Below are 21,096 nucleotides of genomic sequence, written 5' to 3' on the forward strand. Positions count from 1 at the left end.
GGCGCACCGTGCCGCGGTGACAGGTGGCCCGGGAACATCAGAACTGGTGCGCCATCCCCAGTGAGAACGAGGTCGTGCGCAGCCCGCTTTGCGGGGTTTGGCCATCGCTCATCAAGGGCAAAGGATTGCCATTGATGACAATGGTGGAAGCACCGCGGTTGTTGAGCACGCCAAAGCGGGCATACAGTGCGGTACGCTTGGAGATCTCATAATCGTAGCCCAGCATAAGCCCGAGCGCGCTGCTGCCCTGGCCGGGGCTGGCATTGCGCGCGCGGCCTAACACTTCGCGATACACGAGAGAAGCGCGATAGTGATGGCGCGCGTGACGTACGATACTACCAAGTGTGTAGACGCGCGCACTGGCATTGTCGGCACGGCGCGAACTCAGCTGCATCACCGATGAAGACAGCACCAGATCGCCATCGTCGTAAATCGCGGCCAAACCGCTGCTGTCGTTGCGCACGGCCGCAATCCCCTCGGCTTCCGAAGGCGTGCTCCAGGCTTGGTTATAACTGCCGGCCAAGTAGACATGACCGGCGGCGTAGGACAGCACGCCGCCGCGGTTGACGATGTTGGGACTGCCGACGGCATTCGCCGCGCCTTGGTCTTTAGTGGCCATCATAAATTGCGCTTCCACGCCATAGCGCCGTGGCGTGGTATAGGTGATGGCACGCGCAACCCGACTCGGTGCCGCCATCGAACCGGCACCGAGATCGCTGTTGTAGCCGATGCCGGCAGTACCCTGGCTGGCACCACCACCGACCCAGGAATAGACCGAGTTGGTTTCCACTGCGCCGAAGACATCGACAAACAAAGGCAAGGCGCTGGCCAATTGCTTACCAAAACGCAGCGTGCCGAATTGGCGCGACTTCAGGCCTACCCACGATTCGCGATTGAACATGGATTTGCTGTCTTGCAACTTACCGGTATCACCGTACAAACCGCTTTCGTGGTTAAATTCGACGGACAGATCGGCCGAGATATTTTCGCGACCGTACAAGCCCAACTTGGTGGTATGTTCACCGCCACTCTGTAAGCGCAGCGTGCTCGCGGCGTCGCCCGAACGGATGACATTGATGCCACTGTCGACACTGCCGTACAAAGCGACGCCACCGGCACTGAGACTGCCGTTATAGCGCGGCAGGTTGGCGGCCCGATCCAGCAAGTACGATTCTGCGTAACTGTAAGCCGGCAGCGCACTCGCCGACAGCAAGGCGAGTGAACTGGTGATTTGTTTAATGCGCATTCTGGTCTCCATCATTATTGCGTGTTTTGTAGTTTGTAATAGCAAGATACTCACTACACCAGATAGCGCTCGACCAAATGGCTCCAATAGCTCGCGCCCAGCGTCAGCGCTTGATCATTGAAATCGTAACCAGGATTGTGCACCATGCAAGCACCCTGTTGGTCTATGCCGTTGCCGAGTAAAACGTAGCAACCAGGCACTTTCTCCAGCATCCATGAGAAGTCTTCGCTGCCTAGCAATCCTGATGGCATTTCAATGACTTGCTCGCGACCGAGCATATCGATCAGCAGTTGGCGCGCAAAATCAGTCTCCGCTGGGGCGTTCATCAACACGCAGGAGATCGGGCTGATCTCAATCTCGGCCCGCACGCCGAAACTGGCGGCCTGGGCCGTGACGAGTTCGTGCAAACGCCGGGCGACCAAGGCTTGCACCTGCGGATTCATGGTGCGGATAGTGAGCAGCAAGGTCGCCGTGGGCGGTATCACATTGGCGGCGGTGCCGGCATTGAGTGCGCCGACGGTGATGACGGCGGTTTCATCGGCGGCCACGTTACGCGACACGATTGTTTGCAAAGCCATCACGATACTGGCGGCAGCGACGATGGGGTCGTGGCCGAAATGCGGCATGGCCCCGTGCGTGCCCTTGCCGTGTAAAGTGATTTTGACCGAATCAGACGAGGCGGCGGCGGCACCGGTGCGCAGCGCGAACTGACCGACCGCAACGCCGGGAGCGTTATGCAGCGCAAACACGGCGTCGCACGGGAAGCGCTCGAACAAGCCGTCAGCGATCATGCGCGGGGCACCGCCTAAGCCCTCTTCGGCCGGCTGAAAAATCAGATTGAGTACCCCGTTGAAAGCACGGCTGTGCGCCAGATAATGGGCTGCTGCCAGCAATACCGCAGTGTGGCCATCGTGGCCGCAGGCATGCATTTTGCCATCGATCCGACTGGCATACGGTAAACCGGTCTGCTCGTGAATTGGCAAAGCATCCATATCAGCGCGAATGCCGATGCGCTTACTGCCGTTACCAACTTTTAATTGGCCAACCACGCCGGTGCCACCGATACCCGTGCTGACCGTGTAACCCCATGCACTGAGGCGATCCGCTACCAGGCGACTGGTTTCAAATTCTTCAAAGCCGATTTCCGGATGGGCGTGTATGCGTCGACGTAATTGTATGAATTCGTCGGCGTTGGCTGCAATTTCAGCAATAATAGGAAAGGCTGCTGGCACTGAAATACTCCTCGATAAAGTTCAGGGGTGAGAACGGCGGATAGAAACAAAGCGCGCCGCTTGTGGCATGATGATTTTGTTGGAATTACTTAAAAACGAATACGCACAATTTTTCATCACGATAAGTAACGCTTATCGAAGCAATAGTGCGGCTTATCATTTGCACCAAATATGAAACCTAATCAATTACGCGCACTCGTCGCCATCGCTGAGCACGGCAGCATCCATGCGGCCGCGCGCGCGTTATGCCTGACCCAGCCGGCCGTCACCAAGGCGATCCACGAATTGGAAGCGCACTTGGGCCTGAGCCTGCTTAACCGGCAATCGCGCGGCGTGACCTTTACCGAACCGGGCCGCGTCGTGTTGGCCCGAGCGCGCTTGATCGTGCGCGAATTTGAACGCGTACAGGAAGAAGTCGGTCTGCTCAAAGGGACCAGTGCCGGGCGACTGATGATAGGGGTGACGCCGCTGGCCGGCCTGACCGTGTTGCCGAAAGCTTTTCAGCAGTTCCGCGCGGTATGTCCCGATATTGAATTGAATTTTCTGGAATTTTCGGCCGACAAGCTCGACGAACATTTGCGTTGTGGCACGCTCGATTTCGCCGTCGGCGCACTACCTGATTTGCGCCGTCATACGGCCACCAAAAATCGCCATCTCTTGTCACTGCCGACCTCGCTGGCGGTACGCCGCGGCAGCCCGCTATGTGACTGCCGCAGTTTGGCGCAGTTACAGAAGGCCGAATGGCTGCACACTGAAGTGAGCAGCCATTTTGAGTTATTTCTGGCCGAACTGTTCCAGCAGCACGGTCTGCCGCCACCACGCCGCATCACACGCTGCAGTTCGCAATCGCTGTTTCTAAGCTTGGCCTTGGAAGCCGACGTGGTTATTTTTTGGTCGCAATTCTCGCTGCTGCTGCCAGCCTTGCGCGAACAATTAAGCCCGCTGCAACTCGATACGGTGCTGCCGCATCTCGGTTTGCATTTGATGCAGCGCGAAGATGGCTTGCTAACCCCAAGCGCAGAATATTTCATCCGTTGTATAGAACAAGTTGCCGCTGAGGCTAGGGAAGCGCAGATTTAATCCATGCGGTTTGCCCCACCCGTGTTTTTTTGCAACGCAGCATATGTCTTTCTATATGAGTTTTTCATCGTGGTAAGCTACGCGCAGAATTGACAAAATTCGCATCATTCCTCGACTTGCACTGAAAACTATTTTGCGGCATCAGGAACAATATCTCTATACCAATGACAATATGGACGGCAAATGAATAATATTCAAACACCAGTGCGTCACACGATTCTCGGCCATCCTGAGAGCCTGTTCGTACTGTTCTTTACAGAAATGTGGGAACGCTTTTCTTACTACGGCATGCGTGCACTGCTGGTCTTATTTCTGGTAACAGAAACCGCCAAGGGCGGCTGGGGCTGGAGTCGTGCCGACGCCACCGCTCTCTACGGCTGGTACACCGGCTTGGTGTATTTAACGCCGATTTTAGGTGGCTATCTGGCCGATAAATTCCTCGGCAGCCGACGCGCGGTGGTCTTGGGCGGCTTCATAATTGCTGCCGGGCATGCCTCTTTACTGTTCGATACACCAACCATGTTCTACGTCGGCTTGACGCTGGTCGTGGCGGGTACCGGCCTGTTCAAACCGAATATTTCCGCCATCGTCGGCCAACTGTATGGCAAAGACAATGAAGCTGGTCGTGACGGTGGCTATACGCTGTTTTATATGGGCGTCAATTCCGGTGCGTTTTTCGGTATTTTGCTGTGCGGTTATGTCGGCGAAAAAATCTCTTGGCCTATGGGTTTCGGCTTGGCCGGTGCCTTCATGCTGCTTGGCGCTGCGCAATTTTATTTCGGTCAAGGCATTTTCGGTGATATCGGACTGGCCAAATCGCAACAGACCGGTCCGGCCGAGGCCATCGAAGAAGCCGAGCCGCATATCGTGGCCGACCGCTTGAAAGCAATCTGCGTGTTTTCCTTCTTCACAATTTTCTTTTGGTTCGCGTTTGAGCAAGCCGGCGGTTCGATGACGATTTTTGCCGCCGACTATACCGACCGTAGCTTGAGCGGCACCAGTGGCTTGATATTTAAGATCGTCAATAGCCTGATCACGGTGATCCCGACCATCATTCTGTCTTGGTTGTTGGTTAAATTGTTTTATGGCACAGCAAAACGCTATTTATTGTCGAATTTGCTGCTGTTGCTGTGTATAACGGCAATCTGGGCAATGGTGATCTGGATGCTCTCGCGTGAATTTTCGCTCGACCACTCGGCCATACCAGCCACTTGGTTCGGCATTCTGAACTCATTCTTCCTGGTTATTTTGGCCCCGATGTTTTCCAAAATGTGGGAAAAACACTGGAATCCTAGCGGCCCGGTCAAGTTCGGCGTCGGTTTGATCTTACTCGGACTCGGCTTTGCGGCACTATCTTATGGTTCGGCACAAATTCCGGCCGGTGCAAAAACAGCCTCGGTCAGCATGGTCTTCCTGATCGCCGCCTACTGGTTCCATACCATGGGCGAATTATGCCTTTCGCCGGTAGGCTTGTCGTATATCAGTAAATTAGCCCCGCCGCGTTTGCTCGGCCTGATGTTCGGCGTGTGGTTTCTCAATGCCGCATTGGCGAACAAACTGGCCGGCATGACCGGCAGTTACATCGATGCGATTTCGGAAACCTACTCGCTTTCGACCTTCTTCCTCATTTTTACCATCATCCCCATTGCTGCCGGTTTGGTATTGATGAGTTTGAATGCTTGGATGAAAAAGAAAATGCACGGCGTGCATTGACGCGCATTGCGCCCAAAAAAAATCCTCAACCTTAGTTGAGGATTTTTTTTGCCGTCTGACTTAACGTTCGATTGCCAGTGCCACGCCCATGCCGCCACCGATACACAAGCTGGCCAAGCCTTTTTTCGCATCGGTACGTATCATTTCATGGATCAAACTGACCAAAATACGGCAGCCTGAGGCACCGATAGGATGACCGATAGCAATGGCGCCGCCATTGACATTGATCTTGCTGGTATCCCAAGCCATTTCCTTATTGACAGCAATCGCTTGGGCCGCAAAGGCTTCGTTGATTTCCATCAAATCGAGGTCGGCGTGAGTCCAACCGGCTTTTTTCAGACACAACTGAGCAGCTGGAACCGGTCCCATGCCCATGATGCTAGGATCAATCCCGGCCGAGGCATAGGCTTTAATGCGCGCCAGCACTGGCAAACCGAGTGCGGCCGCTTTGGCAGCCGACATCATGATCACTGCAGCCGCGCCGTCATTGAGACCGGAAGCATTGCCAGCAGTCACGGTGCCATTCTTGTCGAAGGCTGGACGCAAAGACGAAAGCGACTCAAGCGTGGCACCGTGCTTGATGAATTCATCGGTATCAAACACGATGCTGCCTTTTTTACTGACGATTTCAACCGGGATAATTTCATCCTTGAATTTGCCAGCTTTCTGGGCTGCTTCGGCTTTGTTTTGTGATGCCAAGGCAAACAAATCCTGCTCTTCGCGCGTCACGCTGTATTTTTTTGCGACATTTTCTGCCGTGATGCCCATATGGTATTGGTTATACACATCCCACAAGCCATCGACGATCATGGTGTCGACCAACTTGGTGTCACCCATACGGAAACCATCGCGTGAACCATTGAGCACGTGTGGCGAAGCGCTCATGTTTTCCTGACCACCGGCGATGATGACATCCGCATCACCCGCCTTGATTGCCTGCGCGGCCAAGTGCGTCGCTTTCAAACCGCTGCCGCAGACTTTATTGATGGTCATGGCTGGAACCATGGCTGGTAAACCGGCCTTGATCACGGCTTGACGTGCGGCATTCTGGCCCACGCCGGCAGTCAACACTTGACCGAGCAATACTTCATTGACTTCTTCGCCGCTCAAGCCGATTTTGGCGAGCAAACCCTTGATGACGATGGCACCGAGTTCTGAGGCGGGGATTTTTGACAAAGAACCACCGAATTTACCTACAGCGGTACGGCCGGCAGCTACGATAACGACGTCTTGCATAAAAATTCTCCTGTTTTTTCAAAAAATGCAGCACAGTCAGCGTACCGTTTTGTTAGCAACGCGACTACCCTACAGAGTACACCAGCTCTAGCCTGTGTAAGCTCCAAGGCAAAAAAAAAGCTCCTGCCGGTAACAGGAGCCTTTCTATCAGCGCTTGAAGAACACGCTGTAAATCAATTTATTTCTTTTTGCCTGTGGCTTTTTCAGCAGCTTGGGTGAATTGCTGAGTTGCTTTGCTCAGGTTTTCTTCCAAAGTTTGCACAGCTTGTTTCGTTGTTTTCGACAATTGTTCGTAGCCGGCGTTAATATTGCCAACAACAGATTTCAGTGCAACAACAGCTTGTTCCGAACCGGCAGGAGCATTTTTAGTGACTTCGTCGATCAAGGAGATGACTTTAGTGTTTGTTTCAGCGATATGGGCTTCAACCGCTTTCGTGAATTCTTGCTGAGTAGCATTAGTGATACTGGCCAAGTGACGACCATATGCCAAGGCTTTTTCAGCGCTTGGTTGAGCTTGAGCAGCTGTCAAAGTGAAGAATTCTTGTGGGTCTTTCGCGCTCAACAATTGTTTTGCAGCAGCAGTGCTTTCTTCGAAGCTCGCTTTGGCAGCGTTAACATTCAAGGAAAACAATTGTTCGAAGCCTTCGAAAGCTTTTTTGTTCAAGGCTGTCACGGAAGCGAATTGGGCTTCTAGGCTAGCTTTAGTCGAGGCGATAAATTGTTCTGGTGTAGTAGTCATAACATTCTCCGTTTGGAAGTAGGGTAATCGGCAGCGCTATCAACAAATTTTCGAATGGTGCACCGCAACAAACCCGATTTTACACCAGCCGTAAAAAACGTCAAGCTTTTTTTGTGCGACGCAACAAAATGAACTAAATGATATCATTTATTATTTTAGCACTAAGCCTGATGCGGGTTTGCGGCCGATATCATGTTTTCAGGCCGGTAAAACGGTGTTGAAAACTGATGTTTTTTTGCCTCAAAGGCAAGTAAATCCTGTTTATTCTGCAGCCCGCCGGCATAGCCACTCAGTGCGCCGCTGGCGGCGATCACGCGGTGGCAAGGAATCAGGATGGAGAGTGGATTACGAGCATTGGCCGAACCGACGGCACGCACCGCGCCGGGCTTGCCTATGCTTTGCGCCAACTCGCTGTAGCTGCGGGTTACTCCGGCTGGGATGGTTTGCAGCGCACGCCAGACCGTTTGTTGGAATGCCGTGCCGCCACTGATATCGAGGGGTAAATCAAAGGCGACGCGGATGCCAGCAAAATATTGCTGTAATTGCAATTCCGCAGCCAACAACAAGGGATGCTCTGGCGCAGAGTGCCAAGCGGCGCTGCCTTTGAAATGCCGATGTGATTCAAAGTAGACACCGCTGATGCCCTGTGTGCTGGCGGCAATCAATAGCGGGCCCAGCGGACTGGCGTAAGTGAGCATGTTCATAAGTTTTCCTTCTTGTGAGCTGACGCAGCATCCGCGCTCAGCGATTGCCACAGCAGCAGAGCCGCATACGAGCGCCACGGTGACCAGTCGGCTGAGCGCGCCAGTAATTGTTTTTCACTACAACGCGGACTCGGCGCGGGAGCGAGCTGCGCCGCAGCTTTTTGCAAGCCGAGATCACCGGCAGGAAAGGCATCGGGAAAACGCATGGCACGCATGGCAACGTATTGGGCCGTCCACTCACCGATGCCACGCAAAGCTTTCATCTTCGCGATCCATTCATCTTGCGAGCCTGGCCGCTCAAAACCGTTCTCTAAAGCAAACTGCGCCACCACTTGCAGCGTCGCCGCACGAGCACCAGGCATGCCGAGACCGGCCAAGTCGGAAATGGAGGCGGCAAGCAATTGTTGCGGCGTCGGGAAATGCCTGTTCACTTCGGCAAATGGCGTCCGCACCACATCGCCGAAACGCCCGACCAAACGACCGGCTACGGTACTGGCACCGGCCACACTGACCTGCTGACCGAGCACGGCCCGCAGTGCCAGCTCGAAACAATCAAAGGTCCCCGGCACACGCAAGCCTGGCGTGGCAGCCAATTGGAGCGCGAGCATGCTGTCTTTCTGCAACTGTTGTTCTATGCTGTCGGGATTGGCTTCCAAATCAAATTGCTCGCGTATTCTGGCCAATACGCTCAATACCACCGGCACCAGAGTCGGCGCCAGTTCGACGCATAACTGATGACTTTTTTCACTATGGCTGACTTTCAACCAGCCGCTGTAGGCACCGATACGCACGCTGCGCACATACGCCAGCCCCTTGCCATCGACGATCACCGCTTCGAGTCCGTGCATGGCGCGGCCGCGCAAATATTGCATCAAGGCGTCCCACGCATAGGGTGGACGATACGCCAAGCGCAGGCAAATGCCACCGCCGGGCGCGCTGCTGCTGCGACGCATGGCCCCGGGTGCCATGCCATAGCGTTGTAAAAACAGGGCATTGAAACGTCGCACGCTGCCGAAACCGGCCGCATAGGCGAGTTCGGTCAAGCTTAATGACGTCTCGTGCAGTAATTTTTTAGCAAACAACAAGCGTTGAGTTTGCGCCAACTCCACCGGCGTGACACCGAATTCCTGCAGCACCACCCTTCGCATCTGTCGCGACGACAGCCCGACTTGCTGCGCCAAGACTTCGACACTGATGTCGTTCAATGCGCCATCGGCGATCCGTTTCCAAATTGCATGAGCCAGATTTTGTTGCAGCGCATACGGTGCCAACTCAGGGCGACAGCGCAGACAGGGGCGAAAGCCGGCCGCCTCGGCAGCGGCGGCGTAGCGAAAGAAGGTACAGGAGCTTGCACGCGGGGTTTTTGCCGGACAAATCGGCCGACAGTAAATACCGGTGGTTTTGACACCGGTAAAGAAGACACCATCAAAACGGCTGTCTCTGGCCTCCAATGCGCGGTAGCAATGCTCGCCGTCGATGGCCGGTGCTGCCTGGCTTGGCGTAAGGGACAATGGCATAGTAAGACCTGCTCCGGTGTGCATAGTCGGAAGGCGCCGACGGCGCTGTATAGCTTCCTTTATACGCGGCCCGGCCCTCTGCTTCCAGCCATTTTCGGACGCCACTAAAAAAAACCGCAGACTGGCTGCGGTGGGTTCGAGCAGACGACGCGGACAACTACGCAAGAATGACGAGGCGAGAGCATGGGGGAGTGACATGTCTGCCGTTAGAGTAATGATACCGACTGAAAACCCTAGTCAGGTTTTTGATGAGGGCTTATTCGAGTTTCCAAACGAAGTCAACTTTGGCCCAGCTCTGATCGGCTTTGCCATCTTTGGTACCGGGTTTGAATTTACACTGGCTCAGCGCACCCAAGGCAGCTTTGTCCAGGCTTTTCGAACCGCTCGATTTTTCCACTTTCGATTCCATCACCTTGCCATCCGCGCCGACCAAAAAACCCATGGAGACGGTGCCGGTTTCTTCATTCATCAAGGCAGCTTTCGGATATTTCGGCGCATCGCAGGATTTACTATCCATCAGCGGTGCGCTGTCGGCCGCCATGGCGGAAGCGGCAACGGTCAACAACAAAGTACAAAGCAAGGTAGAGAGCGGAGAGGTAGTCATGATCGTTTTCGTTTCTGATAAATATAAAGTGCCCGTCAGGCGTTGCTGGTAATACCTACTGCTATCTGCAGTGCCAGCTTAAAATTCTTCCCAGCCATCGTCGGCCGCCGCTTTTTTCGCTGCCGAACGTGCTGGCGGCAAAGATTTCATCGGCGTCACACGTTTCTTGTTAAGCGGGGCGACTCGGGCCGAGGCTTCGACGCGTCGCGCTGGCAGCGCGGCTGGCCGCTGCACAGCGGCCGGCGCATGGCCACCGAGTTTGAATACGCTCACTACCTTGGCCAATTCTGCCGCCTGATCTTGCAAGCTCTGCGCCGCGGCGGCCGCTTGTTCAACCAAGGCGGCATTCTGTTGCGTGACGCTATCCATTTCTATGATGGCGTGATTGACTTGTTCTATTCCTGCGCTTTGTTCCTGACTCGCGGCGGTAATCTCGGCCATGATATCGGTGACCTGTCTGACGCTCGTGACCACTTGGTCGATCGTGACGCCGGCCTGCCCGACCAGTTTTGTGCCGATTTCGACTTTTTCCACCGAGGTGTCGATCAGGTTTTTAATTTCCTTGGCGGCTGCGGCACTGCGCTGTGCCAAATTGCGCACTTCTGCCGCCACGACGGCAAAGCCACGACCTTGCTCACCGGCTCGGGCCGCTTCGACCGCCGCGTTCAAAGCCAGAATATTGGTCTGGAAAGCAATGCCGTCGATCACGCTGATAATGTCGACGATTTTGCGCGAGGATTCATTGATCGAACCCATGGTATCGACCACTTGCGCGACCACCACGCCACCTTGGCGCGCCACTTCGGAAGCGGAGGCGGCCAATTGGTTGGCTTGACGCGCATTGTCAGCATTCTGTTTGACGGTGCTGGTCAACTCGCGCATCGATGAGGTGGTTTTTTCCAGCGAGCTGGCTTGCTGTTCGGTACGCGCAGAGAGATCCAAGTTACCGCTGGCAATTTCGCTCGAGGCGGTGGCGATGGTATCGGTGCCGGAACGAACCTGGGTGACGATGTTAACCAAGCTGTCGCGCATGCTTTTCATTTCAAAAATCAAACTGGCCTCATCACCGGAGACGACGGCGATATCGCTGGCGAGTTCACCGGCGGCAATTTGACCGGCGATCCGCGCCGCATAATCGGGCTCACCGCCCAATTGACGCAACAAACTGCGACTGATGAACAAGGCTGCACTGATGCCGCCAAGCAAAGCCAAAGCACCGAGGATGAGCATAAGACTGGTCGCGGCTTTAAAGGCAGAATTAGCTTCGTCGGCGACTTGCTGATTGACTTGATCTTCGAGCTTCACCAGTTCATCGAGGGTATCGAGCCAACTTTGCTGTATCGGGCGAACTTTTTTGATCAAGCCTATCGTCGCCACTTCAGGATTATTTCCCAAACCGAGTTCCTGTGCTTTGGCCGGCAAGGCGGCGGCGGCCGTTTCACGCTCTTTCAACTTAGTCAGCAAAGCTTTTTTATCGGCATCGGGCGCGCCATTGAGTTCGCTCAGTTTGAGCAGTTTTTCATTGGCTAGCTCGTATTTCTTCGATTGTTCGGCGATTTTCGCCAAATCCTTTTCCATGTCAGCCGCATCGTTGAGCAGCGTCAAATTGCGCAGCGAAACCAAGCGGTCATAGACGATGGCACGCATATCCAAAGCCAAACGGCTTTCGACATTGCTGACATTGACGATACTTTCCAGTCGTCCCTGTATCTGCGCCATGCGCGATATACCAACAACGGTGACGGCAACCAGCAATGCCAATACCAGGGCAAAACCCAGCCCCAGACGTTTACTCACGGTCATAGTTGAAAAATTCATTTACTTGTCTGGTTCGGTAGATGTGGGGGGAAACAGCTTCGGCTCGATGCGCTGATCGGGCCCAACTCTGTGCGGCGCTGTGCATAAAAATACACCGGCGTATGTAAAATTATTTACATCTTACAAGGAGTAAATATACTGTACTTTTGCTTGTCAGCAATTTGTTTTTTTGCCTCTTTTTATCAGTAAATGCGCGCTGTTGTCAGAAACTTCAGTTTAGATGGGCTTTTATTAAGTAATCTGTGATGCATCAATATGGTGCGAATTAATTTTGCATTGTGAAAGAAAGCAAGTTCTGAATATTCTTCGGTAAGGCCGGCGATTTCTCCGCTCCGGTGCTGACTATTTGCCATTTGATATACGCCATCATTATTTTGATATGGCAGGGCCTATCCTCGATGCTACTCTTGCGTGTATCTACTGACGCGCGCAAAAAAGTGTCATTTCACAACAGTTTTCGCTACGGAGTCCGCATGTCTGCCCCGCTTCGCTATTATTTTCAGCATCAAGTTCACTCTGTCGATCAGATGCCGCTTACCCGCACCCTGTTGCAGCACTTGCGCGAGGATTTACATTGCACCGGCACCAAAGAAGGCTGCGCCGAAGGCGATTGCGGCGCGTGTACGGTGGTGATTGCCGATTTACACGAGGGTGAAGTCAGGATGCAATCGGTTAATGCTTGCCTGCAATTCATGCCTACCTTGGCCGGGAAAGCGATTTTTACCATCGAAGATTTAACAGAAAAGCAGTGTTTACATCCAGTTCAACAAGCACTGGTGGAGTGCCACGCGTCACAATGCGGTTTTTGTACGCCGGGGTTTGCCATGTCTTTATGGGATTTGTATTTACAAAACCCGGCACTGCCGCTGCCGCGACGTCAGATTGACATCGCTTTGTCGGGAAATCTGTGTCGTTGCACCGGCTATCGCCCGATTATTGCCGCAGCACAAAAAATGACGACTTTGCCGCGCGTCGATTTTGACCGCCAAGCGCTCAAGCTCGCCTTGACGGCGCTCGATGACGGCCAGCCATTCAGTTACCAGCATGCCGGCCAAGCGTTTCACGCGCCACGTAGTTTGGCGCAGTTGTTGACCTTGCGCGAGGCCCATCCGCAGGCGACGCTGTTGGCTGGCGGCACTGATATCGGCTTGTGGGTCAACAAGCAATTTCGTGATCTCGGCAGTGTGATTTACCTCGGCCAGGTCAACGAGCTATGCCAGGTCAGCCAGGTCGATGGCCTACTGTGTATCGGTGCCGGTGTCAACCTGGACGATGCATATCGGGAAGTAAGTGCCTACTATCCGCAATTGACCGAGCTCTGGCAACGCTTTGCCTCGCTGCCGATACGCCATGTCGGCACGCTGGGCGGCAATGTCGCCAACGGCTCGCCCATCGGTGATTCCATGCCTTGGTTGATCGCACTCGGCAGCCGCATCGTACTGCGCAGTGTGCGCGGCGAGCGCGAACTGGCGCTGGAAGATTTTTATCTCGGCTATCAACAGAAAGACTTGCAAGCCGATGAAATCGTCGCCGCCCTGCGCATTCCACTGCCACAGCCCGGGCAAATTTTTCGCGTGTATAAATTGGCCAAGCGCTTTGATCAAGATATTTCAGCACTCTGTGCCGCTTTTTCTGCTCACCTCGAGGGCGAGCAGTTGTCGCAAGTACGCATCGCCTGTGGCGGCATGGCCGCGACTCCAAAGCGCGCTACCCACGCCGAAGCGCAATTGCAAGGGCAAGCCTGGGACGAAACGAACTTGTGCGCGGCCATGAAGGCATTGGCGCAGGATTATGCGCCGCTCTCGGATTTGCGTGCCAGTGCAGACTACCGCATGCAAGCGGCCGGCAATTTATTACGGCGTTGGTGGTTGGAAACTCGGCCGCAGGCGCCTCTGCCGGCACATGAAGTCAATGCTTTTGCAGCGGAGTTGCCATGACGAATACTGCCCATGAGGCGACTCATGCCGCTGCCACCCCCGTGGTCGGCCACTCCCATCAGCATGAATCGGCGCGGCTACATGTGAGCGGTAGCGCCACCTATACCGACGATATTGCCGAACTACATGGCACGCTGCACGCCGCCTTAGGCTTGTCGACGGTGGCGCACGCACGTCTGCGCGCGCTCGATCTGAGCGCCGTGCGCGCCGCGCCTGGGGTGCTGGCGGTATTGTGCGCGGCCGATTTTCCCGGCACGAATCAATGCGGCCCCATCATTCAGGATGAGCCTATCTTGGCCGAAGACGTGGTCGAATATGTCGGCCAAGCAATGTTTATTGTCGTCGCCAATAGCCACGAGCAGGCACGCCGCGCCGCGCGTTTGGCGCAGGTCGATTATGAACTGTTGCCGGCCGTGCTAGATGCCCGTGCCGCCCATGCCGCGCAGTCGTATGTGCTGCCGCCATTGGCACTGGCGCGCGGCGATGCCGCCGCTGCGCTGGCCACGGCAGCGCATAGCTTGTCTGGGCAATGGCAAGTCGGCGGACAAGAGCAGTTTTATCTCGAAGGCCAGATCGCCTATGCGCTGCCACAGGAAGATGGGGCGCTGCGGGTACTGTGCTCGACCCAACATCCCAGTGAGATGCAACACATCATCGCGCACGCCCTGGCATTACCGACGCACAGCGTGCAAGTCGAATGCCGGCGCATGGGCGGCGCCTTCGGCGGGAAAGAATCACAATCGTCCTTGTGGGCCGCCGCCGCCGCCTTATGCGCTTGGCGGCTGCAACGTCCGGTCAAGTTGCGCGCCGATCGCGATGACGATATGCAAGTTACCGGCAAACGCCATGATTTCCATTACGCTTACGAAGTCGGCTACGACGATAGCGGGCTCTTGCTCGGTGCCCGCTTAGAACTGATTGCCCGTGCCGGCTATTCGGCGGATCTGTCGGGCCCGGTGGCGACGCGCGCGATTTGCCATGTCGATAATACCTATTTTCTCTCCGATGTCGACATCCGTGCCTTCTGTGCCAAAACCAATACGCAATCCAATACCGCCTTTCGCGGTTTCGGCGGCCCGCAAGGCGCACTGTTGATCGAACATGTGATCGATGAAATTGCGCGTGCCTTAGGGCTCGATCCGCTCGATGTCAGAAAACGTAATTTTTACGGACGCAACGCTGCCGAGGGCCGCAATGTCACCCATTACGGCCAAACAGTCGTCGACAATGTGATCCACGAATTGGTCGCCGAACTGGAAGAAAGCAGCGCTTACCGCGCACGTCGCGTGGCGATTGCCGAATTCAATGCGCGCAGTCCGATACTGAAAAAAGGCTTGGCGCTGACGCCACATAAATTCGGCATTGCCTTCAACGTTACCCATCTCAACCAAGCCGGCGCCCTGGTACATGTGTATCTCGACGGCTCGATCTTGGTCAATCATGGTGGCACCGAGATGGGCCAAGGCTTGCACACCAAGGTTTTGCAAGTGGTGGCACACGAACTCGGCGTGCCCTTGGCAGCCTTGCGCATCAGCGCCAGCGACACCGCCAAGATCGCTAACACTTCGGCCACCGCCGCCTCCACCGGTGCCGATCTCAACGGCAAGGCAGCACAAGACGCGGCGCGGCGGATTCGTCTGCGCTTGGCCGAATTTGCCGCCGCTACCTGGGGCGGCAGCGCCACTGCCGTGCGTTTCGAGGCCGGTACGGTCGCCGTCAATGGCACGCTGATGGGATTTGCTGAATTAGTGCAGAAAGCGTATCTGGCCCGAGTTCAACTATGGTCCGATGGCTTCTATGCCACACCGCAATTGCACTGGAATGGCAAAACCATGAATGGCAACCCGTTTGCCTATTATGCGTATGGTGCGGCGGTGTCGGAAGTACAGGTCGATACCCTGACTGGGGAATGGAAACTGTTGCGCGTCGATGCCTTATACGATGCCGGTCAATCACTCAATCCGGCACTCGACATCGGCCAAGTGGAAGGGGCGTTCATTCAAGGCATGGGTTGGTTGACCACCGAAGAGTTGGTCTGGAACGCGGCTGGTAAGCTGATGACACATGCGCCGTCGACCTATAAAATACCAGCGATTTCCGATTGCCCGGAAGATTTTCGGGTGGCGCTGTTTAATAACAGCAATCCGTTTGACAGCATACACCGCTCAAAAGCGGTCGGCGAACCGCCCTTGCTGTTACCATTCTCGGTCTTTTTCGCCATCCGCGACGCCATCTCCAGCTTGGCCGGACATCGCCACGCCCCGGCCTTGGCCGCACCGGCTACCAGCGAAGCCATTTTGCGCGCGATCAGCGCGCTCCCTACAGAGAAGCCCTAATTTATGCCAATTACCGCCGCCTTTCGTGCCAGCCTGTTGTATTTTCATGCTGATCCGCGCCTACAAGAACAGGCCATGCACTGGCATCGTGATGGTTTGCTGCTGCTTGATGGCGACAAAATCAGCGCCGCCGGCGATTACCACGCCTTGCAAGCGCTGCTGCCGCCTGACTTGGTAGTGCAACACTTTCCCGGCAAAATTTTACTGCCCGGCTTCATCGATACCCACATTCATTACCCGCAAACCGACATGATCGCCTCGCCCGCGCCGGGCTTGCTACCGTGGTTGGAAAAATATACTTTCCCCAACGAACGGCGCTTCAGCGACGCGACCCATGCCGACGAGGTGGCGAAATTTTTCATCGATGAATTGCTGCGCAGCGGAACCACCAGCGCCATGGTGTACTGCAGCGTGCATCCGCAATCGGTCGAATCCTTATTCGGCGAGAGTGAACGGCGTAACTTGCGCATGATCGCCGGCAAAGTCATGATGGACCGCAATTGCCCGGAATTTTTACGCGATACGCCCGAGAGCAGCGCCCGCGAGAGCGAACAATTGATCAACAAATGGCATGGTCGTGGCCGCGCACTGTATGCGATTTCACCGCGCTTTGCGCCGACGTCGAGCGCGCAGCAATTACATTTGGCCGGTGAACTGGCGCAACAATACCCGACTACCTATATTCAAACCCATGTGGCAGAAAACCGCGATGAATGCGATTGGGCACGTGCGCTGTTCCCGCAGGCGCGCAGCTATCTCGATATTTACGACCAGGTCGGTTTGATGCGCGAGCGCGCCATGTATGCCCATTGCGTTTGGCTCGACGATACCGACCGGAGGCGACTGGCCGAGACCGGCTCGGCTATTTCCCTGTGTGCAAGCTCGAATTTATTTCTCGGCAGCGGCTTGTTCGATTTCGCTGCTGCCGATGCGGCCGGCATCGCCCTGTCGTATGGCAGTGATGTCGGCGGCGGCACCACGTTTTCGATGTTGCAGGTAATGAACGAAAGCTACAAAGTCGCACGCATGGGCGGCCATTATTTGCCGGCCCTGACGATGTTCTACAGCGCCACCTTGGGTGCCGCGCGCGCCTTGCAACTCGAGGGCCAAATCGGCAGTTTCGCCGCCGGCTGCGAAGCCGACTTCATCGTGCTCGACCCGGCCGCCACGGCCTTGTTGGCACGCCGCAGCAGTCACTGCGACTCATTGGAAGAATGTTTGTTTGTGCTGGCCATGTTGGGCGATGACCGCTGTATCGCGGCCACGTATGCGGCTGGGCAGCTTGTGCATCAACGCTAATCGGCAAGGCTGCCGCTCATAATCCTCGTCGTTAAGAGGCTGTCGCAAAAGCCTGATGAACGCTTTTTTACATCTGAAACACCGCATACCTCGTCATTCCCGCATGCCACAGCCTCGTCATTCCCGCATGCTTTTGGCGGGAACCTAGTGTCGTTTTTCACACTGAAAATGCCACAATTTCTGGCATTTTCAGTTAACCACGAACGCCGCTGGATTCCTGCCAAACACTCGCAGGAACGACGTTATATGAAAAAAGCCCCCGATATTGCTATCGGGGGCTTTTTCTTGACAGAACAAGGGCATCGCTGCCGCTGTCAGATCAACACAGATTTAGAACTTGTAGTTACCGCGAACATACAGGGCACGACCGTATACATCAGCATAACGTGGATCGTAACCGGCAGCATTACCGACAACCGATGGTTGCAAGGACAATGGTGGGGCACGATCAAACAGATTGCGGATACCGGCTGTGACGCTGATAGTTTTGCTGTAATCGTACTTACCTTGCCAATCGAAGGTTGTATACGATGGAACTTTCAAACCAGCAAACGCGGTAGTCGCACCGAGTGAACCGTCAGCCTTGACCAAATACACACCGCTGTCGGCTGTATAAGCTACATCTCTGTAACCGGATTTGTAGTTAGCCGACAAAGCATTGGTGAACTTGCCAGTTTGCAGGGACGCACCCAGATGCATCTGAATACGGAACACTACGGCTTGATCCGCACCGAACTGACCCAGATCGCTGTTGACTGTACCACCTGGTGAGAGCGTGTAGTCTTGCTTCATCATGTAAGTACCAGTGAAGCTGGTGCTCAGATTACCGATAGGTGTAGCAGTGCGATAGCTGGTATCCCAGTCAATACCTTGGTAATGAGCAACACCACCATTCAATGGGAATTGCTGCAAGGCGATTGTCGCGCCGGATACTGCATCAACATAACCATCGACGAACAGGTTTTTATACACGGCCGGGTTGGAGAACGCTACTTGCTGCGCAATACCACTCGACAAGACTTGGTTTTTGATTGTGACATTCCACAGATCGAGACCGAGTGACAAGCCTTTGAGCGGGTCAACACGGAAACCTAAGGTCCATTGTGTCGATTTTTCCGGTTTCAAACCGCCATCACCAGACAAACCATTACCACCTGTCAGCAAGTCATACTGCGAGCTACCTGGCAAGCAATTTGGCGAACCTGGCAATGGGCATGGGAAGCTGTTCGAGCTGCCACCGTAAGAAACGGCACCGGCCAGATCAGAGATCGCTGGTGCTTTAAAGCCTGTACCGTAAGCACCACGGAACAGCAAAGTTTCTTGCGGTGTCCAACGGAAGCTCAACTTGTACGTTGCGGCGCTGAAAGTATTGCCAAGATCAGCAGCGGCCAATTTAGGTTGTACGCCAGAAACTGGATCTACCGTTGACGAATAGACTTGTTCACTATGGGTACGACCAAAGCTGTCATAACGACCGGAAATGGTGGCTTCCAGAGTCTTTGTGATTGGCAGCAACAATTCGCCATAAACGCCATAGTTATTGCGTTTTGCGTCGAATGGTGCGGCACCGTAGCTGCCACCCAATGGGAAGTTAGTCAAGTTTTCCGAACCTTGCAAACCATTACCGTACAACAGCAGATCGCTGTAGTTGGTCGAATAGTGCTGAGTCGAATAATCGGCACCCATGGAGATGATCGATGTACCGCCTGGCAAATCAAACCAATCATGCTGAGCGCCAACGTGGGCAGTATTCATGTCCGACACCGTGGTCGAGAACAAAGTACCGTTCAACAATGCCGGTTGCAAGGCGGAGCCTGAAGAACCACCGAGTGGGTCAACTGAGCCGGCACCGACCAAGGCATTGAATTTTTCAGCATCGAGGAAGCCGCCGGCCGAATAATCTTTCACCGTGCTGCGTGACAGAGTCAAGCTGGCTTTGTAATTCCAACCGGAAACCAAGCCGTCAATACCCATGGCGAAATGCTGCGCATTGGTGTTGTAATCATCAGCACGGCCGCCTGTGGCGATCGGGCGATAACCCATTTTGACTGGCGATTTGGAACCCGATGGGTTGTACAAATCGAGGTTGTTGGCTGCCAAGAAAGGCAAGACATAATTGTTGTACAGGTTAGTGTACTTGCCAGGGCCGATCGCCAAAGGCTGCGATGGTGGCGCAAACTGTGCTTTCACATCGACGGTCGACATGATCAATTCGGCCCACGCTGTGGTGTCGTCATTGATCTTCAAAGTGCCTTTCAACAAGCCGCTGTCGCGGACTGTCGATGGATTGTCTTCAACGAAAGAAGCGAAGTTGAAGTTGCAATAGCCACCGGCAGCAGCGCCTGGGCCGGCTGGTGTTGTCAGGAAGTTCGAGTAAGGATTGCCGCAGTTACCATTCTTCGTATAGTAAGGGCTGACGGTATACACCGTTTGTGTTCCCTTGGTCTGTGCTGCACCTTTTGGTACGGTAGGAATGAACAGATTGCCCGGTTCATTGTTACTGCTGGTACCAAGGTAGCGATAGGCTTGACCATTGGAATTGAAATTGATGATGCCGCCAGCTTTGGAGAAATCACGCTGACTGGCACGGATGCTGCCTTCATAATCGTGGCTGTACGAAGCCAAGACGTTGAAGCCGTCGGTGTCCAGATCACCCCAGCCTTTGCTCAGACCGGCGCTGTAGCTGCGGCCGCCCGGGTGCTGTGGCACGTTGTAGTTGAAGAAGGCATTGCCGTCGGTTTTGTTTTTCTTGGTGATGAAATTGACCACGCCGGCAATCGCGTCGGAGCCATAAGTCGCCGAAGCGCCATCAGTCAGAATTTCGACGCGTTCGATCGCGTCAAGTGGAATACTTTCCAGATTGACCGAGAAACCGCCGCCGGCCGTATTACCTTGCAATGCAGGGGCCATACGTTGGCCATCCAACAAGACCAAGGTGTATTTCGATTGCATCGAGTGCAGTGCTGCCGTCGTGCCACCACCACCACCGGTGTTGATCGAGCTGGCAGCTGGTACGAAACCTTGCATGGCCGGCAGATTTTGCATCAACTCGGTGACCGAAGTCGCGCCCGATTTTTTGATGTCTTCCGCTGTCAGTGTTTGAACTGGCAATGCGCCTTCTTTAGCGATACGTTTGATCGACGAACCGGTAATTTCAATACGTTGTGTACTTGACGCAGCTTCTTCTTGCGCCATGACTGGCTGTGCCAGTGCTCCGACTGCGACGCCACCTACGAACATCAGGCGTACGGATCGCGATATCATTTTTTCTACCATCACGGAAACTCCTCCAAGGAAATTATTTTCATTACATTAATTGTTCAACCAACTTATCGCTGACCTACAAAATGCATGCTGTCCACAAACACTGATTCAAAAAAGGCCTTCGCACTACCTATTGCGTCAATTCAAGGCCAAAACCCCGCTTCACGTAAATTTTGTAAAACTGTGTAAAGTAATTATGAAAAAATATTTATGTTCCATGGAACCATTTTGCGTAAGAGCATGTCAACTGCGACTTTATTGCGGTGGCGCAAAAAAACCACACATGAAAAATTAAGACTTATAATTTAGTCAATTTATTCATACTTCGCGGTGCAAACTGTGGTTTTCGTAACTATTTGGTGCAAATACGG

General features: G+C 54.4%; 14 protein-coding genes. 5 read left to right on the forward strand and 9 right to left on the reverse strand.

All coding sequences use genetic code 11. The features are described from left to right. Nucleotides 1-37: 37 nt before the first annotated feature. Nucleotides 38-1,246: a porin gene (locus QN359_RS11920; protein WP_322250205.1), complete on the reverse strand. Its 1,209-nt coding sequence runs from the start codon at nt 1,244-1,246 to the stop codon at nt 38-40. Nucleotides 1,247-1,299: 53 nt separating this feature from the next. Further along, a complete protein-coding gene (locus QN359_RS11925) occupies nt 1,300-2,478 on the reverse strand; it encodes a M20 aminoacylase family protein (protein ID WP_416200214.1) in 1,179 nt (392 codons plus the stop codon). A 171-nt stretch (nt 2,479-2,649) separates the two neighbouring features. Between QN359_RS11925 and QN359_RS11930 the strand changes: the two genes are divergently transcribed. Next, complete coding sequence (locus QN359_RS11930; protein ID WP_322250206.1) at nt 2,650-3,558, forward strand: LysR substrate-binding domain-containing protein; 909 nt, start codon at nt 2,650-2,652, stop codon at nt 3,556-3,558. Between the two features lie 183 nt (nt 3,559-3,741). After that, nucleotides 3,742-5,271, forward strand: a complete 1,530-nt coding sequence (locus tag QN359_RS11935) for a peptide MFS transporter (protein WP_322250207.1) — start codon at nt 3,742-3,744, stop codon at nt 5,269-5,271. 60 nt (nt 5,272-5,331) lie between these two features. Here the strand turns inward: QN359_RS11935 and QN359_RS11940 are convergent, their stop codons facing one another. From QN359_RS11940 to QN359_RS11965, 6 genes are all read right to left on the reverse strand, one after another. After that, nucleotides 5,332-6,507, reverse strand: a complete 1,176-nt coding sequence (locus QN359_RS11940) for an acetyl-CoA C-acetyltransferase (RefSeq protein WP_322250208.1) — start codon at nt 6,505-6,507, stop codon at nt 5,332-5,334. A 178-nt stretch (nt 6,508-6,685) separates the two neighbouring features. Continuing rightward, entirely contained in the window at nt 6,686-7,246 is a 561-nt protein-coding gene (locus QN359_RS11945; protein ID WP_322250209.1) for a phasin family protein, read from the reverse strand. 161 nt (nt 7,247-7,407) lie between these two features. Next, nucleotides 7,408-7,950, reverse strand: a complete 543-nt coding sequence (locus QN359_RS11950; RefSeq protein WP_322250210.1) for a methylated-DNA--[protein]-cysteine S-methyltransferase — start codon at nt 7,948-7,950, stop codon at nt 7,408-7,410. Continuing rightward, complete coding sequence (locus QN359_RS11955; protein WP_322250211.1) at nt 7,947-9,467, reverse strand: AlkA N-terminal domain-containing protein; 1,521 nt, start codon at nt 9,465-9,467, stop codon at nt 7,947-7,949. Before QN359_RS11955 ends, QN359_RS11950 begins: the two co-directional genes overlap by 4 nt. 256 nt (nt 9,468-9,723) lie before the next feature. Further along, on the reverse strand, nt 9,724-10,008 hold the full coding sequence (locus QN359_RS11960; RefSeq protein ID WP_416200229.1) for an energy transducer TonB: 285 nt from the start codon (nt 10,006-10,008) through the stop codon (nt 9,724-9,726). Between the two features lie 141 nt (nt 10,009-10,149). Beyond that, nucleotides 10,150-11,874, reverse strand: coding sequence for a methyl-accepting chemotaxis protein (locus QN359_RS11965; RefSeq protein ID WP_322251048.1), 1,725 nt, complete (start codon nt 11,872-11,874; stop codon nt 10,150-10,152). A 488-nt stretch (nt 11,875-12,362) separates the two neighbouring features. Between QN359_RS11965 and xdhA the strand changes: the two genes are divergently transcribed. From xdhA to guaD, 3 genes are read left to right on the forward strand one after another with little or no spacing between them, the layout of a single operon-like run. Then, entirely contained in the window at nt 12,363-13,826 is a 1,464-nt protein-coding gene (xdhA, locus tag QN359_RS11970; RefSeq protein ID WP_322250213.1) for a xanthine dehydrogenase small subunit, read from the forward strand. Then, a complete protein-coding gene (gene xdhB / locus QN359_RS11975; RefSeq protein ID WP_322250214.1) occupies nt 13,823-16,162 on the forward strand; it encodes a xanthine dehydrogenase molybdopterin binding subunit in 2,340 nt (779 codons plus the stop codon). The genes xdhA and xdhB overlap by 4 nt, the downstream gene beginning before the upstream one ends. A gap of 3 nt (nt 16,163-16,165) precedes the next feature. After that, entirely contained in the window at nt 16,166-17,461 is a 1,296-nt protein-coding gene (gene guaD / locus QN359_RS11980) for a guanine deaminase (protein WP_322250215.1), read from the forward strand. Between the two features lie 330 nt (nt 17,462-17,791). Here the strand turns inward: guaD and QN359_RS11985 are convergent, their stop codons facing one another. Further along, on the reverse strand, nt 17,792-20,725 hold the full coding sequence (locus QN359_RS11985) for a TonB-dependent receptor domain-containing protein (RefSeq protein ID WP_322250216.1): 2,934 nt from the start codon (nt 20,723-20,725) through the stop codon (nt 17,792-17,794). Nucleotides 20,726-21,096 lie beyond the last annotated feature (371 nt).

Origin of the sequence: Undibacterium sp. 5I2 (genome assembly GCF_035019605.1) — a bacterium.
Lineage (GTDB): Bacteria > Pseudomonadota > Gammaproteobacteria > Burkholderiales > Burkholderiaceae_D > Undibacterium.

What these genes read in the sequence shown, in the direction of transcription:
- QN359_RS11920 (WP_322250205.1), bottom strand. Translation starts at nt 1,246, where the DNA reads ATGCGCATTAAACAAATCACCAGTTCACTCGCCTTGCTGTCGGCGAGT.
- QN359_RS11965 (WP_322251048.1), bottom strand. Translation starts at nt 11,874, where the DNA reads ATGACCGTGAGTAAACGTCTGGGGCTGGGTTTTGCCCTGGTATTGGCA.
- guaD (WP_322250215.1), top strand. Translation starts at nt 16,166, where the DNA reads ATGCCAATTACCGCCGCCTTTCGTGCCAGCCTGTTGTATTTTCATGCT.
- xdhB (WP_322250214.1), top strand. Translation starts at nt 13,823, where the DNA reads ATGACGAATACTGCCCATGAGGCGACTCATGCCGCTGCCACCCCCGTG.
- QN359_RS11945 (WP_322250209.1), bottom strand. Translation starts at nt 7,246, where the DNA reads ATGACTACTACACCAGAACAATTTATCGCCTCGACTAAAGCTAGCCTA.
- QN359_RS11985 (WP_322250216.1), bottom strand. Translation starts at nt 20,725, where the DNA reads ATGATATCGCGATCCGTACGCCTGATGTTCGTAGGTGGCGTCGCAGTC.
- QN359_RS11935 (WP_322250207.1), top strand. Translation starts at nt 3,742, where the DNA reads ATGAATAATATTCAAACACCAGTGCGTCACACGATTCTCGGCCATCCT.
- QN359_RS11955 (WP_322250211.1), bottom strand. Translation starts at nt 9,467, where the DNA reads ATGCCATTGTCCCTTACGCCAAGCCAGGCAGCACCGGCCATCGACGGC.
- QN359_RS11940 (WP_322250208.1), bottom strand. Translation starts at nt 6,507, where the DNA reads ATGCAAGACGTCGTTATCGTAGCTGCCGGCCGTACCGCTGTAGGTAAA.
- QN359_RS11930 (WP_322250206.1), top strand. Translation starts at nt 2,650, where the DNA reads ATGAAACCTAATCAATTACGCGCACTCGTCGCCATCGCTGAGCACGGC.
- QN359_RS11950 (WP_322250210.1), bottom strand. Translation starts at nt 7,950, where the DNA reads ATGAACATGCTCACTTACGCCAGTCCGCTGGGCCCGCTATTGATTGCC.
- QN359_RS11960 (WP_416200229.1), bottom strand. Translation starts at nt 10,008, where the DNA reads ATGGCGGCCGACAGCGCACCGCTGATGGATAGTAAATCCTGCGATGCG.
- xdhA (WP_322250213.1), top strand. Translation starts at nt 12,363, where the DNA reads ATGTCTGCCCCGCTTCGCTATTATTTTCAGCATCAAGTTCACTCTGTC.